The 19,812-nt window shown below is 48.0% G+C and carries 18 protein-coding genes; 3 read left to right on the top strand and 15 right to left on the bottom strand.

Translation table 11 applies throughout. From position 1 onward, the window contains the following. Nucleotides 1–7: 7 nt before the first annotated feature. Together DP_RS17175 and DP_RS15705 are read right to left on the bottom strand one after the other, a co-directional pair. Nucleotides 8–844, bottom strand: coding sequence for a spermine/spermidine synthase domain-containing protein (locus tag DP_RS17175; protein ID WP_011190348.1), 837 nt, complete (start codon nt 842–844; stop codon nt 8–10). A 183-nt stretch (nt 845–1,027) separates the two neighbouring features. Further along, the gene (locus tag DP_RS15705; RefSeq protein ID WP_011190347.1) at nt 1,028–1,306 is read right to left on the bottom strand and encodes a hypothetical protein; all 279 of its coding nucleotides are present in this window, start codon (nt 1,304–1,306) and stop codon (nt 1,028–1,030) included. 409 nt (nt 1,307–1,715) lie between these two features. Here DP_RS15705 and DP_RS15700 point away from each other — a divergent pair, with 409 nt between their 5' ends. Both DP_RS15700 and DP_RS15695 read left to right on the top strand, forming a co-directional pair. Then, nucleotides 1,716–2,450 (top strand): hypothetical protein, encoded by a 735-nt coding sequence (locus tag DP_RS15700; RefSeq protein WP_041278121.1) that lies wholly within the window; start codon nt 1,716–1,718, stop codon nt 2,448–2,450. Between the two features lie 622 nt (nt 2,451–3,072). Then, the gene (locus tag DP_RS15695; RefSeq protein ID WP_011190344.1) at nt 3,073–3,753 is read left to right on the top strand and encodes an SIR2 family NAD-dependent protein deacylase; all 681 of its coding nucleotides are present in this window, start codon (nt 3,073–3,075) and stop codon (nt 3,751–3,753) included. A gap of 13 nt (nt 3,754–3,766) precedes the next feature. On the opposite strand, the gene DP_RS15690 is transcribed toward DP_RS15695, so the two are convergent. Genes DP_RS15690 through DP_RS15680 form a run of 3 tightly spaced genes read right to left on the bottom strand, consistent with a single transcriptional unit; the run spans nt 3,767 to nt 6,423 of the window. Beyond that, nucleotides 3,767–4,561, bottom strand: coding sequence for an ABC transporter ATP-binding protein (locus tag DP_RS15690; RefSeq protein WP_011190343.1), 795 nt, complete (start codon nt 4,559–4,561; stop codon nt 3,767–3,769). Continuing rightward, nucleotides 4,558–5,445 carry an ABC transporter permease gene (locus DP_RS15685; protein ID WP_011190342.1) on the bottom strand — a complete coding sequence of 296 codons (888 nt, stop codon included), beginning with the start codon at nt 5,443–5,445 and terminating at the stop codon, nt 4,558–4,560. Before DP_RS15685 ends, DP_RS15690 begins: the two co-directional genes overlap by 4 nt. Before the next feature lie 15 nt (nt 5,446–5,460). Beyond that, nucleotides 5,461–6,423, bottom strand: coding sequence for an ABC transporter substrate-binding protein (locus DP_RS15680; protein WP_011190341.1), 963 nt, complete (start codon nt 6,421–6,423; stop codon nt 5,461–5,463). A 197-nt stretch (nt 6,424–6,620) separates the two neighbouring features. Between DP_RS15680 and DP_RS15675 the strand changes: the two genes are divergently transcribed. After that, nucleotides 6,621–7,379 carry a cytochrome c biogenesis CcdA family protein gene (locus tag DP_RS15675; protein WP_011190340.1) on the top strand — a complete coding sequence of 253 codons (759 nt, stop codon included), beginning with the start codon at nt 6,621–6,623 and terminating at the stop codon, nt 7,377–7,379. A 344-nt stretch (nt 7,380–7,723) separates the two neighbouring features. On the opposite strand, the gene folP is transcribed toward DP_RS15675, so the two are convergent. The 10 genes from folP to DP_RS17680 form a co-directional block, all read right to left on the bottom strand. Further along, nucleotides 7,724–8,554, bottom strand: a complete 831-nt coding sequence (gene folP / locus DP_RS15670; RefSeq protein ID WP_011190339.1) for a dihydropteroate synthase — start codon at nt 8,552–8,554, stop codon at nt 7,724–7,726. A 50-nt stretch (nt 8,555–8,604) separates the two neighbouring features. After that, nucleotides 8,605–10,659: an ATP-dependent zinc metalloprotease FtsH gene (ftsH, locus tag DP_RS15665; protein WP_011190338.1), complete on the bottom strand. Its 2,055-nt coding sequence runs from the start codon at nt 10,657–10,659 to the stop codon at nt 8,605–8,607. Between the two features lie 241 nt (nt 10,660–10,900). Continuing rightward, the gene (carB, locus tag DP_RS15660) at nt 10,901–14,122 is read right to left on the bottom strand and encodes a carbamoyl-phosphate synthase large subunit (RefSeq protein ID WP_011190337.1); all 3,222 of its coding nucleotides are present in this window, start codon (nt 14,120–14,122) and stop codon (nt 10,901–10,903) included. Nucleotides 14,123–14,170: 48 nt separating this feature from the next. Further along, the gene (carA, locus tag DP_RS15655; RefSeq protein WP_041278120.1) at nt 14,171–15,298 is read right to left on the bottom strand and encodes a glutamine-hydrolyzing carbamoyl-phosphate synthase small subunit; all 1,128 of its coding nucleotides are present in this window, start codon (nt 15,296–15,298) and stop codon (nt 14,171–14,173) included. Nucleotides 15,299–15,665: 367 nt separating this feature from the next. Further along, the gene (locus DP_RS15645; RefSeq protein WP_011190334.1) at nt 15,666–16,217 is read right to left on the bottom strand and encodes a hypothetical protein; all 552 of its coding nucleotides are present in this window, start codon (nt 16,215–16,217) and stop codon (nt 15,666–15,668) included. Between the two features lie 179 nt (nt 16,218–16,396). Then, a complete protein-coding gene (locus tag DP_RS15640) occupies nt 16,397–17,299 on the bottom strand; it encodes a class I SAM-dependent methyltransferase (RefSeq protein ID WP_011190333.1) in 903 nt (300 codons plus the stop codon). Between the two features lie 120 nt (nt 17,300–17,419). Then, nucleotides 17,420–18,382 carry a tRNA 5-methoxyuridine(34)/uridine 5-oxyacetic acid(34) synthase CmoB gene (gene cmoB / locus DP_RS15635; protein WP_011190332.1) on the bottom strand — a complete coding sequence of 321 codons (963 nt, stop codon included), beginning with the start codon at nt 18,380–18,382 and terminating at the stop codon, nt 17,420–17,422. A gap of 36 nt (nt 18,383–18,418) precedes the next feature. After that, on the bottom strand, nt 18,419–19,156 hold the full coding sequence (gene cmoA, locus DP_RS15630) for a carboxy-S-adenosyl-L-methionine synthase CmoA (protein ID WP_011190331.1): 738 nt from the start codon (nt 19,154–19,156) through the stop codon (nt 18,419–18,421). A 51-nt stretch (nt 19,157–19,207) separates the two neighbouring features. Next, nucleotides 19,208–19,588, bottom strand: a complete 381-nt coding sequence (locus tag DP_RS15625) for a YdbL family protein (RefSeq protein WP_041278119.1) — start codon at nt 19,586–19,588, stop codon at nt 19,208–19,210. 25 nt (nt 19,589–19,613) lie between these two features. Then, nucleotides 19,614–19,808 carry a YnbE family lipoprotein gene (locus DP_RS17680; protein WP_083819023.1) on the bottom strand — a complete coding sequence of 65 codons (195 nt, stop codon included), beginning with the start codon at nt 19,806–19,808 and terminating at the stop codon, nt 19,614–19,616. Nucleotides 19,809–19,812 lie beyond the last annotated feature (4 nt).

Genomic DNA, 19,812 nt, shown 5'->3' with positions numbered 1-19,812 from the left:
CATATCCTTATTTGTGCAGACATGGTGTGCTTATCAGGCGCTTCCACAGGGATATATTTGCCCTGCGAGCAATGCTGATCATGCTCGAAAAATCCATGTCGAATTTTTCGTTTGCAGCAAGCACCTTTGGGCAGCGTGAATGAAGTTGATGCCATTTAATTTCTCTTTTGAATGTCAGGGCGATGATATTTCCTCTCTGAGGAACGGGCAGATAGATGGCCTCGCTGAAATGGTCCGATAGGGCATCTTTCACCTCCTGCAATATCGATCTGTTTTGGCTCCAGGTATTACAGCTTATGGCTCCTCCTGGTTGCAGGTGATCGTGGCAGAGACGAAAAAACTCTGAGCAGTAGATCTCCTTTGCCATTCCTTGCTGATCGAAGGCATCGACCAGTATGAGGTCGTATTTTTCCTCTGTCTCTTCCAAAAAATGTTTACCACAGCAACAGTGAAGCTCCTCATCATTTATTAGAAAAAATTCTTTTGCGATCTTGATTACTTCAGCAGAAAAATCAACGGCTTCAATATGTGCTTCAGGCAGGAAATGCCGAAAGAAGCGGAGGAAAGAACCTCCCCCAAGACCGATAATTAGTACCTTTTTGGGCTTCAGAAGGAGGAGGGGCAGGAGCATGAAGCGGGTATAACTTATGGAGAGTTTATGAGGCTCTACATGATCCATACTGCTCTGTAGGGTATCTTTTTCAAAGTAGAGTGATCTGGTAGTGCCGTCATCTCGTACCTCGATATGCTGTTTGTAGCCTGTTTTTTGATAGAGAGTTTTTTCTTCTATTTTATGCATGACGTCTGTCGGTGATTTTTTATGAATAGTTATGCCTGAAGTCATAACAATTTTTTGCCGAGAGAAGAAGGGCTATGTTCTGATCCTCTATTTGCTAAGCGCTGAAGAGAGAGATAGAATATGAGGAGAGTGTTGGTCTTGCCGGGTCAGATTGGCCCGGCAATAAAGAACTTTGAGTTGCATTTTGTTGTCTCCTGTTTATTGGCACAGGCTACAGGGGGACTGCTATCAGGGAAAATGGAGGGTGCCCAGGGTGATGACATAGATACTGGAGAGTAGCAAAATTGCTGAAACAAGGGCAATGGCCAGCAGGGAATAAAAGATTATTCTTGTGGAATATTTGAAGGTGAGACGAATAGTTCCAAGAAGGGCCCGGTAACTGAGAACTGTAAGGCTTATGAGCGTTGACAGGGTGTAGATGATGATCGTGCGCAGGCTTATTGAGCATGCTGAAAAAAAGTCATTGTCAGCAGCGATTCTATTGTCTTGGGAGTTTGAGTAGAGCATGATTCTCCTTCTTGAAAGATAGTTGAACTTATTTTAATGCATAAAATAGGCCAAATTTTTCCATGACTGCTGGTAATGATAATTATCTTTTTGTATCAAATGCTTATGCTTTGCTGTGAGTTCTTTGCTTCTCTTATGCCAGGGCGAGTAAGGATGGGGATGTGCCTTTTAAACACAGTGAATTTGCCACAGGGATGAGGTGTCGGTGGATATATTTTCCCTAATAGAACTTGTCTGCTGGGTAAAAAATACCCAGGACCTTGAGGCGAAGTGGTGCTCTTTTTCTGTCTTTTTGACGTAAAAGCAGTAGCTTGAGGATCTGCTTGGTTGTTGGCATGCCTGTTGCTATTAAAATCATATGTATCAACCATGTTCGTGTGAGATAAAATATTTTCTTGGGAGTAAATCTATGAAAAAAATAATAGTGAGTGCGGTTCTTCTTCTTGGTATAGCGGGTGCAGGAATGGCTTCAGCGGGGTGGCAGCAGGGTGAGGGAAAGCATATGAGAAATGGCAATTCATCTCCTTGTTCTCAGCAGGTAAATCGTGATGATATGTTTCGTTTCCGGACAGATAATCAGGCAGTTTTGAAAAAGATGGCTATCAAAATGTCTCAACAACGAGCCCTCTATAGAGGTCAAAATCCTGACCCTGTTCTTGCCGGTAAACTTTCAGGCGAAATTTTTACTTTGCGCAACAAAATTCAGAATAAGGCCTTTAAGGCTGGGATGAATAATTCTCCCTACTGTCGTTTTCTGAATGGTCCTGGTTCAGTAGTTGCTCAGACGCAGGTGGGTGATCAGGTAAGTCGGGATAAGATAGTGGCCTTTAATACTGCCAATAAGAAGTTAAGAAGAGGGCTTGCCATGAAGTTGGGGGAGAAGAGGGCCCTTATGCGAGCGGTGAATCCAGATCTTGCTCAGGTGGCAGCCGTGACTGGAGATATTTTTGATTTGCGTACCTCTCTTCAGGACAAGGCAAAAAAAGCAGGGGTTCCCGCCTATTTTGTGAGTGGTTCAAGGGGTCCGGGTCCTCAATATGGCTGTCCGACGGGGGCAGGTCGTCGGGGACATGGTTTCGAGCGCGGCGGTCATATGGGGGATGGGCCGAGGGGAAATGGCCCAGGCATGTACCAACATAACTAGAAAATTTCTATAAAACCCCCTCGCTTTGCAGGGGGTTTTTTTTTGTAGTGATGTTTGGTTAAGAACTCGTATTAAAGCGAGAAAAAGCGGTAAGCGAACAACAGCTATAAGCTGTCAGGAAAAAGCAAAAACGAAGAGCAAAAGCAAAAGGGTTAACCACTGGAACCGAGAGCACAGAGGAAATTATTTAAACTGTCACTGCCTACTCTTCTTGTTGGTAGGTTGGCGGGGTTTACCAATTTCCCCTAAAGCACAGCCCGTAGAGACGTCGATTTATCGCGTCTCCGATCTAGTCCCATCGTACTTTCGGCATAGCATTATTCTCGAATATGTCCATCAATATCAATACATTAAAGCACTCACCATCCCACTTCACTGCTGTTTTTCTGTCCTTTCTAGTATCTAACATCTAGTATCTTTTTTTCAGTCCTTTACCTAAAAAATCCTTCTCCGTGTTCTCCCCATCTCTGTGGTTAACTTTTTGCCCTTTCTTACAGCTGATAGCTGAGAACTGATAGCTTTCTTGTTTCTAGTTTGAACAGATGGAGGGAAGATGGTATTTTGGGTAAAGTGTAAAGTTTTTATCAGGCAGAATATCATTATTGATAATGGAGAGTAAAATATGAAACGACTTGTTGTCCTGACGGGTGCTGGGATGAGTGCCGAAAGTGGTTTTGCCACTTTTCGTGATTCTGGTGGTTTGTGGGAGAATTACGATGTAATGGAGGTTGCAAGTCCGGAGGGTTGGGTGCGGGATAAGGGCTTGGTCAATCAGTTTTACAATGAGCGTAGGGTACAGCTTCGTGATAGTGTGCCAAACGGCGGTCATCTTGCCCTGGCTCAGTTGGAAGAGAGGTTCGAAGTACATATTGTCACTCAAAACGTTGATGATCTGCATGAGAGGGCGGGGAGTTCTCGGGTACTTCATCTCCACGGTGAATTGACTAAGGTGGAAAGCTGTTCCAATTCTGCCCTTGTCTATGATATTGGTTATCGTCAGGTTGGGCTGGAGGAGAGAGCTGAAGATGGTGGCCAGTTACGGCCACATATCGTCTGGTTTGGTGAGGCGGTCCCTGCCATTGAAGAGGCTGTCAACATCTGTTTAACAGCAGATATTTTTGTTATAATAGGCACCTCCCTTGCTGTTTATCCTGCCGCAAGTCTGACCGAGTATGTGAAGGCTGGAGCTCCCATATATCTGGTGGATCCCCATAAACCTAAAATTAATCACGATTTGGACTATCACTTTATTAATAAGCGAGCAACAGCAGGTATTCAGGAGCTTATTTCTTTGCTTGTCTGATTTATGTTGCCCTCTAGCCAAGCAACAGGGAGTCTGAGTTTAACTCCTCTCCCTGACTCTGGTAAAATTTACCGAGAAGTTTCTCAACGGTAAGTTCCTTCTTATCTTTGCCATGAATATCAAAAAGCACCTTGCCCTGGTGGAGCATGATGAGTCTGTCACCAAACTCAATGGCATGTTTCATATTATGGGTAATCATCAGGGTGGTGAGTTGTTGTTCTTCAACAATTTTTTTGGTGATGGACATGATTTGAGCTGCAGTCTTGGGGTCAAGGGCGGCAATATGTTCATCGAGGAGGAGTACCTCCGGTCGGCGTAGGGTTGCCATCAGCATGGTCATTGCCTGTCTTTGCCCACCGGAAAGAAGGCCAACCCGGTCACCGAGTCTATTCTCTAAGCCCAGATCTAACAGGGAGAGTGCCTCTCTGAATCTGTCAAGGTACTCTGGCTTTACTCCCTTGCTTAGCCCTCGTGACAGGCCTCGACGTAGGGCAAGGGCCATGTTTTGTTCAATGGTGGCCGAGGGGCAGGTGCCCTTCATAGGATCTTGGAAGACGCGAGAGATATATTTGGCCCGTTTGTATTCCGGCCACTTGCTCATGTTCTGCCCGCAGATCTGTAGTTTTCCTGAATCAATAAGGAAGCTGCCACCGATGCAGTTAAGGAGACTGGATTTGCCCGCGCCATTGGAGCCAATGACCGTAACAAATTCACCGAGCTTGATCTGGAGGCTCATGTCCTTTAAGGCCACCACTTCGCTTGCCGTTCCCTGGTGGAATCGTTTCATGCAATTTTCTAGAATAATCACCGGCGTATCAATCCTTTTTTGATGGAGGGAGCGGTAAGGGCAACGATAACAAGAACTGCAGTTATTAGGTTAAGATCACTTGGATTAAAGTGAAAATCACCAATATGCAGTCCCAAAGCCAAGGCTATGGCCAGGCGATAGGTAATAGAGCCTAGAAGGGCGGCAATAAATGCTCGGGCAATTGTGTTACAGCCAAAGACTGTTTCGCCAATGATAACCGAGGCAAGACCGGCCACGATGGTTCCAATGCCCATGCCCACATCGGCGGCGCCTTGATTTTGGGCGACCAGAGCACCACTGAGGGCCACCAGGGCATTGGAGAGACCAACGCCGAAGATGATAACCTTGTCGGTATCAACGCCCAGGGTACGTATCATCTGTGGATTATCGCCGGTGGCCAAAGTTACCTGCCCTATCTCCGTTGTCATGAACCAGATAATCGCCAGCAGGGCGATGAGGCCAATGGTGGCAAAAACTGCCGTTGCCGCCCACTGGCCCGGGATACCCAGTCGGGTGGGCAAATCAAAAACGGTATCTGCTCCCAGTAGGGCGATGTTGGGCCCGGACATGATACGAATGTTGATTGAATAGAGGGCTATCATGGTCAAAATAGAGGCAAGAAGATGGAGAATCTTCAGCTTGGTATTAAGAATTGCCGTGACCATTCCTGCCAGAAATCCTGCCCCGAGGGCCAGGAGTAGGGAGAGGTATGGATTGACGCCATGGCTGATGGCAACAGCGGAAATGGCAGCCCCCAAGGGGAGGCTACCGTCAACGGTGAGATCAGGAAAATCAAGGATGCGAAAGGTGATATATACACCAATGACCATGATGCCGTAGGCAAGGCCTATTTCAACGGCACCAAGGGCTGCGTAGAAAGTCATAAGAGATCCAAAAAATTATTTGATGATATGGGATGCTTTTTTGATGAGTGTTTCCGGAGGAGTGAGACCCATTTTTTTCGATGCTGTTAGGTTGATATAGAGTTCCAGGTCTTTTTGGAATTCAACGGGGATATCTGCGGGGGCTGTACCCTTGAAGATACGCTCTGCCATGGCACCTGTCTGCCTGCCATGCTTGTAATAATCAAAGCCCATGGCCGCAACGGTACCTCGTTTCACCGAGTCAACATCGGCGGAAAAGATAGGCATTTGATTTTGGATACCTACCTTGAGTACGGATTCGAGGGCGGAAATAATGGTGTTGTCCGTAGGGATAAAGACCAGATCAACTCGTCCCACCAGGCTATTGGCTGCCTGATAAACATCGGCTGTCTTGGAGACAGTGGCTTCAACTATTTTGATATTCATCTTGGCGGCAAGTCTTTTCAGTTCTGTAACCGTTGCCTTGGAATTTATCTCTCCCGCATTATAGAGTACGCCTATTCTCTTGGCTCTTGGCACATACTCAAGAAGCATCTGTAGATGTTCTTTAAGTGGGAGCTTGTCGGCTACCCCGGTGATATTATTTTTGGGATGCTGGAGATCTTTTACCAGTCCGGCTGCTACCGGGTTGGTTACAGCGGTAAAGAGCAGTGGCTTTTTCAGAGCTTCGGGGGCGCGGGAGAGGGCCTGGGCGCAGGCCTGGGAAGATGGAGTGGTGATGGAGAGGAAGAGATCCGCATCCTCGCCGAGCATCTGTTTGGCAATTTGTCCAGCTGTTCCCATATTGGCCTGGGCGGTATGGACAGAATACTCTGCTTCAACCCCATTTTCTTTAAGATAATCCTGAAAACCCAGTAGTACCGCATCGAGAGATGGATGCTCAACAAATTGATTTACTGAAATTTTATGAGGAGCAGCCCAACTACTGTGGACGCAGGAGAGTAGGACAAGTAATACTAGGACGAGAGTTTTTTGCATCTTCTTTCTCCGTGCATTATAGAGAGGGTATTAGCGTTGTATGCTTTATCGTATACAGCGAAGTGTTTCTATGGCACAGTACAGTAGTGGGGGTAATTATTCCACTGTAAAGAGTTCTGGGCAAAGAGTTAATGCTCTGGGCAGGGATGTTTTTTTTTGTCCTTACTATCTGTTATTAAATATAAAATGGAGGGGATATGGGATTGCAGGTATTGGCCAGTGAGGGCTTAACTTTTCTTGCTACACATTTACAGGTGGGCTACGCCTTTGGGGCGGGAATGGTTTCGGCGGTGAACCCCTGTGGTTTTGTTATGCTCCCTGTATATGTTTCTCTCTATATTGGGGCGACGGAGGATGATTATGCCTCAAGATCATTTTTGTATAAGATCTTGCGGGCAATAGGTGTTGCCCTTGTCCTTACCCTGGGCTTTGCCTCTCTGTTTGGGGTGGTGGGCTTTGCCATTGCCTATGGTGGCTCTTATCTGTTGAGTTTTACCCCCTGGATAGCCCTGATTGTGGGATTTCTTCTAATGTTTCTTGGCTTGTGGTTACTCCTGGGAAAACATGTCTCCCTGCCCTTTATGCTGCGGCTAGCCAATAGAATTGGTGATCCACGGAAAATATCGGTGCTGGGGTTTTATCTCTTTGGGGTGGCCTATGGTGCGGCCTCCACAAGCTGTACCCTGCCTATTTTTCTTGCCGTGGTGATGAACTCTGTGGCGACGGATAATTTGGCTGGGGCCTTTGCCCAGTTTATTATCTATATCTGTGGGGTATTTTTTGTTCTGGCCTCTTTGACCATGGGCATGGTGGTTCTTAAGCAGGGAGCGATGGAGAAATTTTTTCGTAGGGTCTTTCCCTATGTGCAGACCATTTCAGCTCTGTTTTTGCTGATTGCCGGTGGCTATATTATCTATTACTGGCTCACCAGCGGTCTGCTCTTTGCAAATGTCTAATATGTTCTTTCTCTGTGAGAAAGAGCAGCAGCGAAGCAGAGCGGAGTGGCGGCAGTGGAGCGTTAGCGGAATGGCGGATACTAGAAAGAGCAGCAGCGAGTAGCAGTGAGTAGCAGTGAGTGACAACGAGTGGCGTCAAACGAGTGGCGGAGCGGAGTGGCGAGTAATTTAACAGCTTGATTTTTAAAAATCTTTTAATCTTTTTTTTCAGCTGTTAAGTTTTTTTTCTCGTATCTCGTATCTCGTATCTTTTTCTATCTCTGTGCTCTTGGCTGCCAGTGGTTAACTGCTTTTCCTTTTCGCTTTTAAGCAGTGGCAGTTTCTGACAGCTGATAGCTCAAGTCTTACAGCTTTTTTTTACGCAAGGCCTCGGCGATAAGGAGGGCATCCCGGGTTGCGGCCACATTATGTACCCGAACGATATCCATTTTTTGTGAGGCGCAGAGGGCCGCGGTTACAGCCGTTGCCAGATCCCTGTCCCCCGTGTCGCGACCGGTAATGGCCCCTAGGAACCTCTTACGTGAGTGACCAAGCAGGAGGGCAGAGCCCAGGGAGGCCATAAAATCGAGATTTTTAAGTAGCTCAATATTATGCTGCAGGGTTTTGCCAAAGCCAATGCCCGGGTCAACGATGATTCGTTTGCGGCTAATACCTTTTTTCTCTAACCATTCGATCCGCTTCTCAAAATAGTGATAGACCTCTTCGGTGACGTTGTCGTAGACCGGTGCATTCTGCATGGTTTCCGGCCTGCCCTGCATATGCATAAGCACCACATCTGCGGTGGAGTCTTGGAGGACATCTACCATTGCCTCATCCATGGAAAGGGCCGATATGTCATTGATGATATGGGCACCAGCGAGCAGAGCCTGACGGGCAACCTCTGCCTTGGTGGTATCTATGGAAATGGTGATAGCAGAGATGGCGTGCAGGGCAGAAATAACAGGGATTACCCGTTGCAGCTCCTCGGCTAGCGAAACTGGAAGAGAGCCTGGACGGGTCGATTCACCACCAATATCAATAATGTCGGCACCGTCGGCGATGAGCTTCTCCGCCTGGGCTAAGGCCTTGTCGACGCTATTGTAGTTGCCGCCATCGGAAAATGAATCTGGAGTGGTGTTAAGGATGCCCATGATCTTTATGGGACTTCCGGGGACTACTGAAGGGGTGTTTTTCATACTATTTTTCCCGCATCCACGGACTGCATGGATGCGGGAAAACCATGGGACTAGTTTTTGTCAAAGGGGTTAGCTGGCATATCCGCTTCCCGTGCAGCTTCGGGGGCGTCAGCCGGGGCTACAGCTGGAGCCTTCTTGGCCGGAGCCTTCTTTTCAGCAGGAGGTGCTTTGGCCGTTTCCGGTGCTTCCTCCACCACTGGTTCCTCCACTGGCGCTTCTTCCATCACCGGCTCTTCCACCGGTACCTTCTCCACTGGTTCTTCTTTTTGGGTCATAACAACCGTGGGCTTTTTGCTTGTGTACTGGCCGGGACGTAACTTTTCGATGAGTTCTTCGATATCGTCGAGGTTGAGAGTCTCGTTCTCAATCAGCTCTTCGGACATCTTCTTCAGGATATCTTTATGATCCTCTAAGAGTCTTGTTACCCTTATAGATGCCTTGTTAACAATATTGCGTACGGCTGCATCAATCTCCTGGGCGGTTGCTTCGCTAAAACCACGATCCTGACCAATGTCCCTGCCAAGGAAAATTTGCTCTTCCTTTTTACCGTAGGTGATAGGACCAAGCTCGTCGCTCATACCCCATTCGCAGACCATCTTGCGGGCAAGGCCGGAGGCACGTTCAATATCATTGCCTGCCCCGGTGGTAATCTCGTTAAAGATAATTTTCTCGGCAATACGACCACCAAAAAGAATACAGATGGTGTTCTCTAAAAATGTTTTAGAGTGGGTGTATTTTTCATCCACCGGCAACTGCATGGTAACCCCAAGTGCTCGTCCACGGGGGATGATGGTTACCTTGTGGACCGGATCTGTTCCCGGCAAGAGCCAGGCAATAAGGGCGTGACCTGCCTCATGATAGGCAGTGATCTCTTTCTCTTTTTCATTAAGCATCATGGAGCGTCGTTCAGGCCCCATCATGATCTTATCCTTTGCCTTTTCAAGAAGCTCAAGGTTGATCTCTTTTTTGCCTGTTCTGGCAGCAAGAAGGGCCGCCTCGTTGATCAGGTTCTCAAGATCGGCACCGGAAAAACCAGGGGTGCCTCGGGCAAGAATTTCGAGGTCAATCATAGGCGCCATCTTGGTTTTAGCGGCGTATATCTCAAGGATTTTCTTACGTCCTTTCAGATCGGGTACGGGCACATTTACCTGACGGTCAAAACGGCCTGGACGAAGAAGGGCAGGATCAAGTACATCCGGGCGGTTTGTGGCCGCAATAACAATAACCCCTTCGTTGCTTTGAAAACCGTCCATCTCAACGAGGAGTTGGTTCAGGGTTTGCTCACGTTCATCGTGACCACCGCCAAGTCCCGCCCCACGGTGACGCCCTACGGCATCAATTTCATCGATAAAGATGATACATGGGGCACTTTTTTTGCCCTCGGCAAACATGTCACGAACTCGGGAGGCACCGACACCGACAAACATCTCAACAAAGTCGGAACCGGAAATGGTGAAAAATGGAACCTGAGCCTCACCGGCGATTGCTCTGGCCAGCAGGGTTTTACCTGTTCCCGGAGGGCCCGAGAGGAGCACACCCGTTGGTATATTTCCGCCAAGATCAGTGAACTTGCTTGGATCTTTGAGGAAATCAACGATCTCTTCGAGTTCTTCTTTGGCCTCGTCAATACCGGCAACATCTGCAAAGGTAACTGTGTTGTTCTCTTCTGGGATGAGCTTGGCCTTGGTTTTGCCAAAGGACATAGCGCCGCCCTTGCCACCACCCTGCATCTGACGCATAAAGAATATCCAGACACCGATGAGGAGCAACATGGGGAACCAAGAGATGAAAAGAGTTGTGAAAAAGGAATCTTTTTCTGCCTCTTTAATATCGATATCCACGCCTGATTTGCGTAGTATTGACATCATCTCAGCGTCATTTGCTGGGTAAATTGTTTTAAAACTTTGCCCGTTTTGTAGTTTTCCTGTGATGGTATCACCCGTGATACTGACACGACTGATGCCCTTGCTCTCAACGTTTGAGATAAAATCGCTGTAGGTGATTTTGTTGTTCGTGGGTTGGGGTTGATTGAAGAGGTTGAAGAGCAGAATCATGGTAAGACCAATGACCAGCCACATGCTCAAGTTTTTGTAAAAAGTATTCAAAGAGACCTCCGGTCGCCCTTTTTACCGGTGCTAGGCAACGATATAATTTCGCTCAAGAAAAAAAGTAAATACTAAACAATATAAATCTAAGGCACTACTTTAAAACATAAATAAGCTATGTCGAGCATTAAAATGGTTTGTATAAGAAAAGTACCAAAAAAAAGGGTGTAGGTCTAGGCCTACACCCTTCTTTGGTATTTTATCGGTCCCACTCTAATGTCTCGGAGTAGGGAGGAGGAAATTATTCTTTGCCGGTAAAGTACTGAACTGGTTGTACGTTAAGCTCTTTTGTGCTGAGATCATGAATGGCCTTGATCACTGCCGCAGCACCGGTGATGGTGGTGGTGTATGGAATGTGATAATCAAGGGCCGATCTGCGGATCTGGTAAGAATCTTCGGTGGTGCGTCTTCCCAGTGAGGTGTTTATGATCCAGGCGATTTGACCATCCTGCACCTTGTCAAGAATATGTGGACGTCCCTGACTGATCTTGTTCACTGGGCTACAGTCGATATCCTTATCTTGGAGATATTGGGCGGTGCCTGCGGTGGCACAGATAGAAAATCCAAGTTGCAGGAGTGACTTTGCCACCTCAACGCTGTGTGCCTTATCGTTGTCTCGAACACTGATAAAGACAGTTCCTTCCGTGGGCAGGGTTGAACCGGATGCCAGATGTGCCTTGGCAATGGCAAGACCGAGGTTATCGTCAATGCCCATAACTTCACCGGTTGATTTCATCTCAGGTCCCAAGAGGGTATCTACCTTGTCGAAGCGATCAAAGGGAAAAACAGCCTCTTTAACGGCCCAATGATCAATGTAGGGGTCGCGAGTGAGTCCAAGATCCTTGAGGCGTGCACCCATCATTACCTTGGTGGCGAGTTTGGCCAGAGGTACTCCCGTTGCCTTGCTGACAAAGGGGACGGTTCTGGAGGCGCGAGGGTTCACTTCAAGAATATAGACTTGCTTGTCCTTGATGGCGAACTGAACATTCATCAGGCCGATAACGCCAAGCTCTTTGGCCATGGCCTTTGAAGCAGCCTTGATCTCTTTTACCAGCTCAAGAGAGAGGGTGTGTGGAGGCAATACACAGGATGAATCTCCGGAGTGAATACCTGCCTCTTCAATATGCTCCATGATGCCGCCGATAATGGTATCTTCGCCATCACAGAGGGCGTCGACATCAACTTCAATGGCTTCCTGGAGGAACTTATCAACGAGGATAGGATGTTCCAAATTGGTGCCACCAACGGCAATCATGAAATCGCGAATACCTTGGTCTGTATAGACAATACGCATGTTTCGTCCACCCAGTACATAGGAGGGACGAACCACAACGGGATAGCCAATGCGGTTTGCTGACGCGAGTGCTTCTTCAAGGGTAGATACGGTATCATTTTCCGGCTGACGCAGACCCAGTTTTTGCAGAAACTGTTGGAAACGCTTACGGTCCTCGGCCCGGTCAATGGCATCCGGCTGGGTGCCAATGATCCTTATACCCGCATTTTCAAGGGGGACAGCAAGGTTGAGAGGTGTCTGTCCACCAAATTGAACAATGACTCCATAGGGTTTTTCCTGTTCGATGATATTGAGTACATCCTCACGGGTAAGGGGCTCGAAGTAGAGCTTATCGGAGGTGTCATAATCGGTGGAGACCGTCTCTGGGTTGGAGTTGATCATGATAGATTCAACCCCAAGTTCCTTCAGGGCAAAGGCTGCATGGACACAGCAGTAATCAAACTCAATGCCCTGACCGATACGGTTGGGCCCGCCACCAAGAATGATAATTTTTTTGCCGGAGGTTTCAATGGCCTCATTTTCCTGCTCGTAGGTTGAGTAGTAGTATGGGGTGTTAGACTCAAATTCAGCACCGCAGGTATCAACCATCTTGTATACAGGCCTTATCTCCATCTCCAGACGGAGCTTGCGGATATCGTCCTCGGTGGTGCCGGTCAGGTAGCCGAGCTGGATGTCGGAAAAACCGTACTCTTTGCAGCCACGAAGGAACTCAGCGTCGATGCCCTGAAAGCCGTGCGCGATGATCTCTTCCTCTTTTTCAACAATCTGCTTGAAATTGTAGAGAAACCATGGGTCGATTAAGGTGAATTCGTGGATTTCTTCCAGGGACATACCACGTTTGAGAGCCTCGTGGATGTAGCCGACTCTTTTGGAGTTCGGGGTACGTAGGTTATGCTCAAGGTCTATGGCATCGATGTCGGTGAGCAACTCTTTGCCGTCGCCACCAAATCCTGCCCGTCCTGTTTCCAACGAGCGCATTGCCTTTTGGAATGCCTCCTTGAAGGTACGACCCATGGACATGGTTTCGCCGACGGACTTCATGGCTGTGGAGAGTTTATCCTCGGCCTCGGGGAACTTCTCAAAGGTCCAGCGAGGGATCTTAACCACACAGTAATCGATGGTGGGTTCAAAGGATGCGTAGGTCTCCTCGGTGATGTCATTTTTCAGTTCATCGAGGGTGTAGCCAACGGCAAGCTTTGCTGCAATCTTGGCAATAGGAAAACCCGTTGCCTTGGAGGCTAGGGCTGAACTTCTGGAAACACGAGGATTCATCTCAATGATCATCAGTTCGCCATCGGCAGGATTCACCGCAAACTGGACATTGGAACCACCGGTTTCAACGCCGATCTCGCGGATGATGGCAACTGCCGCATCACGCATTTCCTGGTATTCACGGTCGGTGAGGGTTTGGGCTGGGGCCACGGTGATGGAGTCACCGGTATGGACGCCCATGGCATCGATGTTTTCAATGGAGCAGATGATAACAACGTTGTCATTTTTATCGCGCATAACCTCAAGCTCAAACTCTTTCCAGCCAAGCAGACTGCGCTCTACCATGATCTCGGTGGTCATGGAGAGGTCGAGGCCAGAGGTACAGAGCTCTTCCAGTTCCTGGCGGTTGTAGGCAATACCACCACCTGTTCCACCGAGGGTAAAGCTTGGGCGAACGATGATTGGAAAACCAATGTCCTCGCCTGCTGCCATGGCGGACTCAAGGTCGTGGACGATGGCAGACTCTGGCACATTGAGACCGATTGCGTGCATGGCATCACGGAACTCTTCCCGGCCCTCGGCCTTCTTGATCACGGCAATATCGGCAGCTAATAGCTCAACATTGTACTGTTCCAGAACACCTAGCTCGGCGAGCTTGATGGCGGTGTTCAGGGCTGTCTGCCCACCAAGGGTAGGCAGAAGAGCGTCTGGACGCTCCTTGGCAATAACCTTGGTAACGCATTCCGGGGTGATGGGCTCTATGTAGGTGGCATCGGCAAGTTCCGGATCCGTCATGATGGTTGCCGGATTAGAGTTGATGAGGATGACCTCATATCCCTCTTCTTTCAGGGCCTTTACCGCCTGGGCGCCGGAGTAATCAAACTCACAGGCCTGGCTGATAATAATTGGGCCAGAGCCGATGATGAGAATCTTTTTTATATCTGTTCTTTTTGGCATGATTCTGTCTCTATACGTTGAGGATGAAGAATTTAAGAAATATCCCTGCTACTGCTGCATCATCTCGATGAATTCATCGAAGAGGTAGGTCGCATCGTGTGGACCAGGTGCATGTTCTGGGTGATATTGTACTGAGAAAGCAGGGAATTTTCGGTGACGCATTCCTTCAACGGAATTGTCGTTGAGGTTGATGTGAGTGATTTTTACATCCTCCTCGTTCAGGCTTGTCGTGTCAATGCAGAAACCATGATTCTGGGAGGTGATTTCTACCTTGCCTGTTTCTAAATTCTTTACCGGCTGATTGCCGCCGCGATGACCAAACTTGAGCTTGTAGCTACGGGCTCCATAGGCCAGGCCGAGTATTTGGTGACCAAGGCAGATGCCAAAGATTGGTTTTTTGCCGAGCAGTTCACGGATGGTGTCAACAACGCCCTCAACGCCTTCCGGATCGCCGGGGCCGTTGGAGAGGAAAATGCCATCGGGATTCATGTCAAGCACTGCCTGGGCGCTGGTTGTGGCAGGTACTACCTGTACCTGGCAACCTTTCTCTGCAAGGATGCGCAGTTGGTTGTACTTGATGCCAAAGTCAAAGGCTACAACCTTAAATGCTTTTTCGTTATTATCCGCAGACTTTGCTGTGCTGAAGTTGCTGCCGCTGAGAGGCATATTGTCGGCCCAGCCATAGGGCTTTTCGCAGGAAACCCGTTCAACCATGTTTTGACCGACGAGGCCTGTCCACTCCTGAGCCTTCTTAACAAGAGATGCATGGTCAAGGTCTTCGGTGGAGACGATACCTTTCATGGCACCGGCCTTACGGATGTGTCGAACCAGGGCCCTGGTGTCAAATCCCTCTACGCCAAGGACTCCGTATGTTTCCAGGAACTGGGCGAGAGGCTGGGTTGAACGATAGTTTGATGGGAAAGCGTTGTATTCTTTTACAAGAAATGCCTTTGGATGCACCGAAGAAGATTCCATATCTTCAGGGTTGATCCCATAGTTACCGATCATGGGATAGGTCATTGTAACTATCTGACCGGTGTAGGATGGATCCGTGAGTATTTCCTGATAACCACTCATAGAAGTGTTAAATACGATTTCACCAATTGCCTCTCCGCGACCGGTGAACGATTTACCTTCAAAAATAGTGCCGTCTTCTAAAGCGATAATTGCTTTCATTACTTCTTCCCTCTTTTGTGGCCACATTGGTGGCGCGTGAAGATGAACTGAGGCGTGCTGTTACTATTTGTTTTCTGCGCATGGCAGCAAAAGGAGAGTCATCAAGGTGGCCGTTCTTGTTTCAACGGAAAAAGAAGGAGATGAGTATCTTTTTTGGTCTGTAGGTTGTAGACAAAACGACAACATATAACCTTTGTTGGCGGATCATGTCAACGAAAAAAAAAAGGGATGAATTGCAGTTATTCAGCGAAAAGTCCGTAAATGCAAGGTGATACTGGTATTTGTTGCCAGAATTTTTTTTGGTAGGGAGGATGAAAAAAAGGGTCATAGAAGCAATTCTTCCATGACCTCTCTTTTAGAACGGTTCTTAATTCGTTTCTTTAAATGATCTGGCAAAAAGATCTTCAATGGCTTGGTGCCCTGCATCGCTTAGATAGCGGGTTCCAGAGCCAACAAAGGTATCGTATTCAATAGTAGGCTCATCTTCTACCCAGTCGTTTTTCCAGGTAAACCATTTTTTGTTTGGTTGATCGTAGACATGCAGTGGTCGGTTAAACATTTTGGCAAGTTCCACTGCCCAACCTGTACCACCCTTTACGGATTTATCGTCCTGGATTGTACCAATAACAAAAACCTGATGGCCACCGTTAATCATATGAAAAATAGTCTGCAGAACCTTACGAATCTTTTTAGTTTCGTAGTAGGTGCGGTTGAGCATGCGCGAGGCAAGCTCCATACTGATATCACCACGTTCAAGTTCTTCTTGGCTAAGGAGAATGACGTTTCGCTCTCTTTGCAGCTTATGGGTTTCAAAAGAGTAGATAACCTCTTTTACCCCCCACTTTTCCGCTGTTTCGCCAAATGATGTTTCGGCACCCTTGAGGCCACTGCTAAATAATGTACATTTTTCCTGGTCCATAAAGACACTCCTTTTCCGTTGAAATAGGTGGTCATGTTATAAGCTAAAGATATACCATAGTTTTAGGCAAAGGCAAATCTTCCCCATGTAAGTCAAAAAATTCTCTGCCATGATTATAGGAACGAAGAGCTGTAACCACAAGAGGGCAGTGAGGATATAGTTTTAGCTTCCCGTTTTCTCTACTGCTTTTTGTGGACAACAAAGTGGTGGGCCCCGGAAAATTTTAATAATCTTTTGATTTCGGAGAGGTCCCTGTCATGGGGGCTGATTGGTTGGAATTTCCACCAGAGTTTATGGAGAAAGATTATGGGTTGGATGATTTTTTTGCTGTACCTTCTATCCATTTTTCTAAAGAGCTGCCTGCTCGTGGCGATCAGTACTGAGTATTCCCTGCTGGGGGCGATGAGCTCTACTTCAAAGCCTATGTCATGGAGCATAGAGTAGAGCCCCAGGTGGGTGAAATGGTAATAGCTACCATCATGAAATGGTTGGAGGAAGGCAACGGAACCAATGAATCTAGCGCCATTTTTCAGGACTCTGAAGGCCTCTCTGAGCATGATTTCAGGGTGGGGTAGGTGCTCAAGGACGGCAAGGGAGAGGGCAAAGTCGATACTGTTATCCGCCAGAGGCAGGGCCTGGGCATCGGCCAGGAAAAGAGCATCTGCTTCGCGGTAGTCAATGCCGAGATATTGATAGCCTGCCAGTTGGCATGGGGCCCTGTTCTGTGTTTTGCCACAGCCAATATCGAGGGCGATGGCCTCCTCCGTTTTGGCTCTTGGCATATAGCTCAAGAGAGCCGGGCAGAGATGGCGGATCGGTGGCAGAGAGCTGAGATCGACCTCTGCTGTGGGGTTTGCCTGCAGGGGGCCAAAGAAGTTGTCACTTGGACAGTGGACTGCCGAATTGATGATTGTCTCTGTTTGATATCTTTTGGGGCCTTGCAGGTGGAAGTTGAGCTTACCCTCTTTTGTTTTGCCATAGCGTGCCCCACAGTTTGGGCAGCTGGTTTCGTCTCCGAATTGGAGGGGGCTTTGACAGGAGGGGCAGATCAGGATATTTTTTATGCTGGGTGAGATAGTCATATTGTTTCTCTGTATTTTTTATGGAGAGAGAAGCTTTATGACAAGGATATATGATACTGGAACTAAAAGAAAAGGGATGGATGTCTTTTTGCGCACAAAAGGTGCTTTGTGCGCAGGTCGTTACATTTTCTTTGTGGCTTTGACAAAGAAACGGTGGGGGGCGGGATAACCTTCAAGGGTTAGTTCCGGGTTTTCTGGATCGAGGAAATCCTTATAGGATTCAAATTCCATCCATTCGGTCTGTCGTTGTTCTTCGGGGGACATGGGGTGATCGCAGAAGAGGTCAACGTCTATGAAACCGGCCTTGTGCATCCAGTTAATCAGACAACTTGCACTGGGGACAAAGTAGGTGCCCGGTACCTTGGCGTAGGTCTTGTCGGGGAAGAGGGCGTAGGGTTGCTCGCCCGGGATACCCTGGGTTTCCAGAATGAGGGTGCCGCCCGGCTTTAGTGAGTCCAGTACGGCCCGCAGGGTCTCTATGGGTGCTGATCTGTGGTAGATGATTCCCATGAGAAAGACGACATCGAAGGACTCAGTGAAGAGGGGCAGGTGTTCAACCCCGAGGAGATCAATCTCAAGGTTGGTCAGGCCCGACATCTCTTCCAGGGCCTTAAAGCAGTAGTAGTGTTGCACCGATGGTTCGATGCCGAGGACAAATGCTGGTTCCTGGGCTGCCATACGAAACATATAGTAGCCATTATTGCAGCCGATATCGGCAATGACCTTGCCCTTGAGGTCTGGGAGATGCTTCTCCAGTCTCTGCCATTTTCTTTCGCTTCGCCACTCTGCATCGATATCGACACCAAAGACCGCGAAGGGACCCTTGCGCCAGGGCATATATGCTCGTAGAGCCTGACGGATTTCTGCCTGCTCCTCGTGGCTGATCTGTTCGCCGTGGCCGATGGTCACAACGTCGTTTTCGAGATTGATGGAGTCGGCCTTGAACCTGGCCAGTTGCAGGTAGGGTTCACGGTAGCGGAGAAAGCCCTTCTTCTCTTGGTTGACCCAGGTCTGGCGTTCATCGTGAAGTGCTTTTATGGCCTCTCTGTCGGCTGCATCCGAGAGGTGTTTTAGGTATTTCATATCTTTTGTCTGTGGAAGGGGTAAAGAGGTTAAGGCCTATGGCTGTGGTTTGATGGCCATGAAGGAGGAGAAGTTAAACCATTGAAAATAGGATTCAACACACTCAAAGCCAACCTTCTTCAGTAAATTCTTATTCTCGTTCTGGGAAAATGGAATGAGAACATTCTCCAGAGCCTCTCGTTTTTGGGCAATTTCAAGTTCTGAATAGCCTCTGTCTTTCTTGAAGTGGTGGTAGATCGAAATGAAATCTCGATTGAGTTCTTTTTGATGACTGATGGTCTTCTCGCTGAGCAGGAGTACTCCCCCGGGGCGAAGACTGGCGTATATTCTGCGCATAACCTCTTCCCGTTGCATGGGACGGATAAACTGCAGGGTGTAGTGGAGGATGACGGCTCCTGCCTCTTGATGGCAAAATTGGGTGATATCCTCTTCCAGAAAGGAGAATTGATCTCCCTTTGAGTAGAGTTCAGCCTTGAGGCGAGCCTTTTCAAGCATTGGCTTGGAGGCGTCAATTCCCACGTAGGAGATGTCCTGGCGCTTCAGTACCCGGGACAGTTCGAGCAGGGTTGTTCCTGTGGAGCTACCGAGATCGTAGACGCTGTCATTTTCTTTCAGGTGACGCTGCAGGAGCTGGGCGCTTGCCTGGATTACCTCTTTGTAGAAGGGAACCGAACGATCAAGCATATCGTCAAAAACTTCAACGACTCGGCTGTTGAATTCAAAATCCTCGGCCGGACCCGGGTTCTGGAAGATGGTATCTTTCTTATCTGTCATGGATCTGTTTTACGTAAAATTAATAGGTTTCGTGTTGCAGGGGCCTCTTTGTTATTTTCTATACCAACTGCCATTGGCGTTTTGGAAAATATGACCTTTTGTGCCTCTTTCGGCAATAGTTATTGCTCGTCTTTTGCCAACAAGATTTGGGGAAACACCCTGCTGTTTGCCAATGGCCCTGTAGACCAGCTGGCGATCCTTGTTCTCCGCTGTGACAATAGCGGCATGAGTCCTTTTTTGACTGCGATACTCGAGTAGCCCCCTATTACTTTCGCCAACGATGCCTAAGTCTTTCAGGTCGGTGATGGCAGGGATTCGCGTGCGCATTCTATTTTGGATATCCTGGGCCGAAGCAGCCTGGCTTGGAGAGCTTGCCAGGACCAGACAGCAGAGCAGGAACAGGTAAGAGAAATTTTGACGTAAGCTTTGCATGAAAAACCTCCTTATAATTTTGAGTTTACTCTTTTTCGATCTTATCGAGATCGCCAAAGAAATTATCAAGGGCTCTATCGACTTTGATATTGACATCTATTGTGATGTGGATGGGTTTTATTTCTAATGGCTTGACCTCAATTTGATGTTGAGTGCAGGCCTGTAGGGTCAAGAAGCAGCCAAGCAGTAATAGGGTCAGTGTTTTTTGGTATCGACTCATCTTC

Source organism: Desulfotalea psychrophila LSv54 (assembly GCF_000025945.1).
Classification (GTDB): domain Bacteria; phylum Desulfobacterota; class Desulfobulbia; order Desulfobulbales; family Desulfocapsaceae; genus Desulfotalea; species Desulfotalea psychrophila.
This window is presented reverse-complemented; position numbering and strand designations above follow the sequence as displayed.

What these genes read in the sequence shown, in the direction of transcription:
- DP_RS15675 (WP_011190340.1), top strand. Translation starts at nt 6,621, where the DNA reads ATGGGATTGCAGGTATTGGCCAGTGAGGGCTTAACTTTTCTTGCTACA.
- carB (WP_011190337.1), bottom strand. Translation starts at nt 14,122, where the DNA reads ATGCCAAAAAGAACAGATATAAAAAAGATTCTCATCATCGGCTCTGGC.
- DP_RS15700 (WP_041278121.1), top strand. Translation starts at nt 1,716, where the DNA reads ATGAAAAAAATAATAGTGAGTGCGGTTCTTCTTCTTGGTATAGCGGGT.
- DP_RS15685 (WP_011190342.1), bottom strand. Translation starts at nt 5,445, where the DNA reads ATGACTTTCTACGCAGCCCTTGGTGCCGTTGAAATAGGCCTTGCCTAC.
- DP_RS15705 (WP_011190347.1), bottom strand. Translation starts at nt 1,306, where the DNA reads ATGCTCTACTCAAACTCCCAAGACAATAGAATCGCTGCTGACAATGAC.
- DP_RS17175 (WP_011190348.1), bottom strand. Translation starts at nt 844, where the DNA reads ATGACTTCAGGCATAACTATTCATAAAAAATCACCGACAGACGTCATG.
- cmoA (WP_011190331.1), bottom strand. Translation starts at nt 19,156, where the DNA reads ATGACAGATAAGAAAGATACCATCTTCCAGAACCCGGGTCCGGCCGAG.
- DP_RS15695 (WP_011190344.1), top strand. Translation starts at nt 3,073, where the DNA reads ATGAAACGACTTGTTGTCCTGACGGGTGCTGGGATGAGTGCCGAAAGT.
- cmoB (WP_011190332.1), bottom strand. Translation starts at nt 18,382, where the DNA reads ATGAAATACCTAAAACACCTCTCGGATGCAGCCGACAGAGAGGCCATA.
- carA (WP_041278120.1), bottom strand. Translation starts at nt 15,298, where the DNA reads ATGAAAGCAATTATCGCTTTAGAAGACGGCACTATTTTTGAAGGTAAA.
- DP_RS15640 (WP_011190333.1), bottom strand. Translation starts at nt 17,299, where the DNA reads ATGACTATCTCACCCAGCATAAAAAATATCCTGATCTGCCCCTCCTGT.
- DP_RS15645 (WP_011190334.1), bottom strand. Translation starts at nt 16,217, where the DNA reads ATGGACCAGGAAAAATGTACATTATTTAGCAGTGGCCTCAAGGGTGCC.
- DP_RS17680 (WP_083819023.1), bottom strand. Translation starts at nt 19,808, where the DNA reads ATGAGTCGATACCAAAAAACACTGACCCTATTACTGCTTGGCTGCTTC.
- folP (WP_011190339.1), bottom strand. Translation starts at nt 8,554, where the DNA reads ATGAAAAACACCCCTTCAGTAGTCCCCGGAAGTCCCATAAAGATCATG.
- DP_RS15625 (WP_041278119.1), bottom strand. Translation starts at nt 19,588, where the DNA reads ATGCAAAGCTTACGTCAAAATTTCTCTTACCTGTTCCTGCTCTGCTGT.
- DP_RS15680 (WP_011190341.1), bottom strand. Translation starts at nt 6,423, where the DNA reads ATGCAAAAAACTCTCGTCCTAGTATTACTTGTCCTACTCTCCTGCGTC.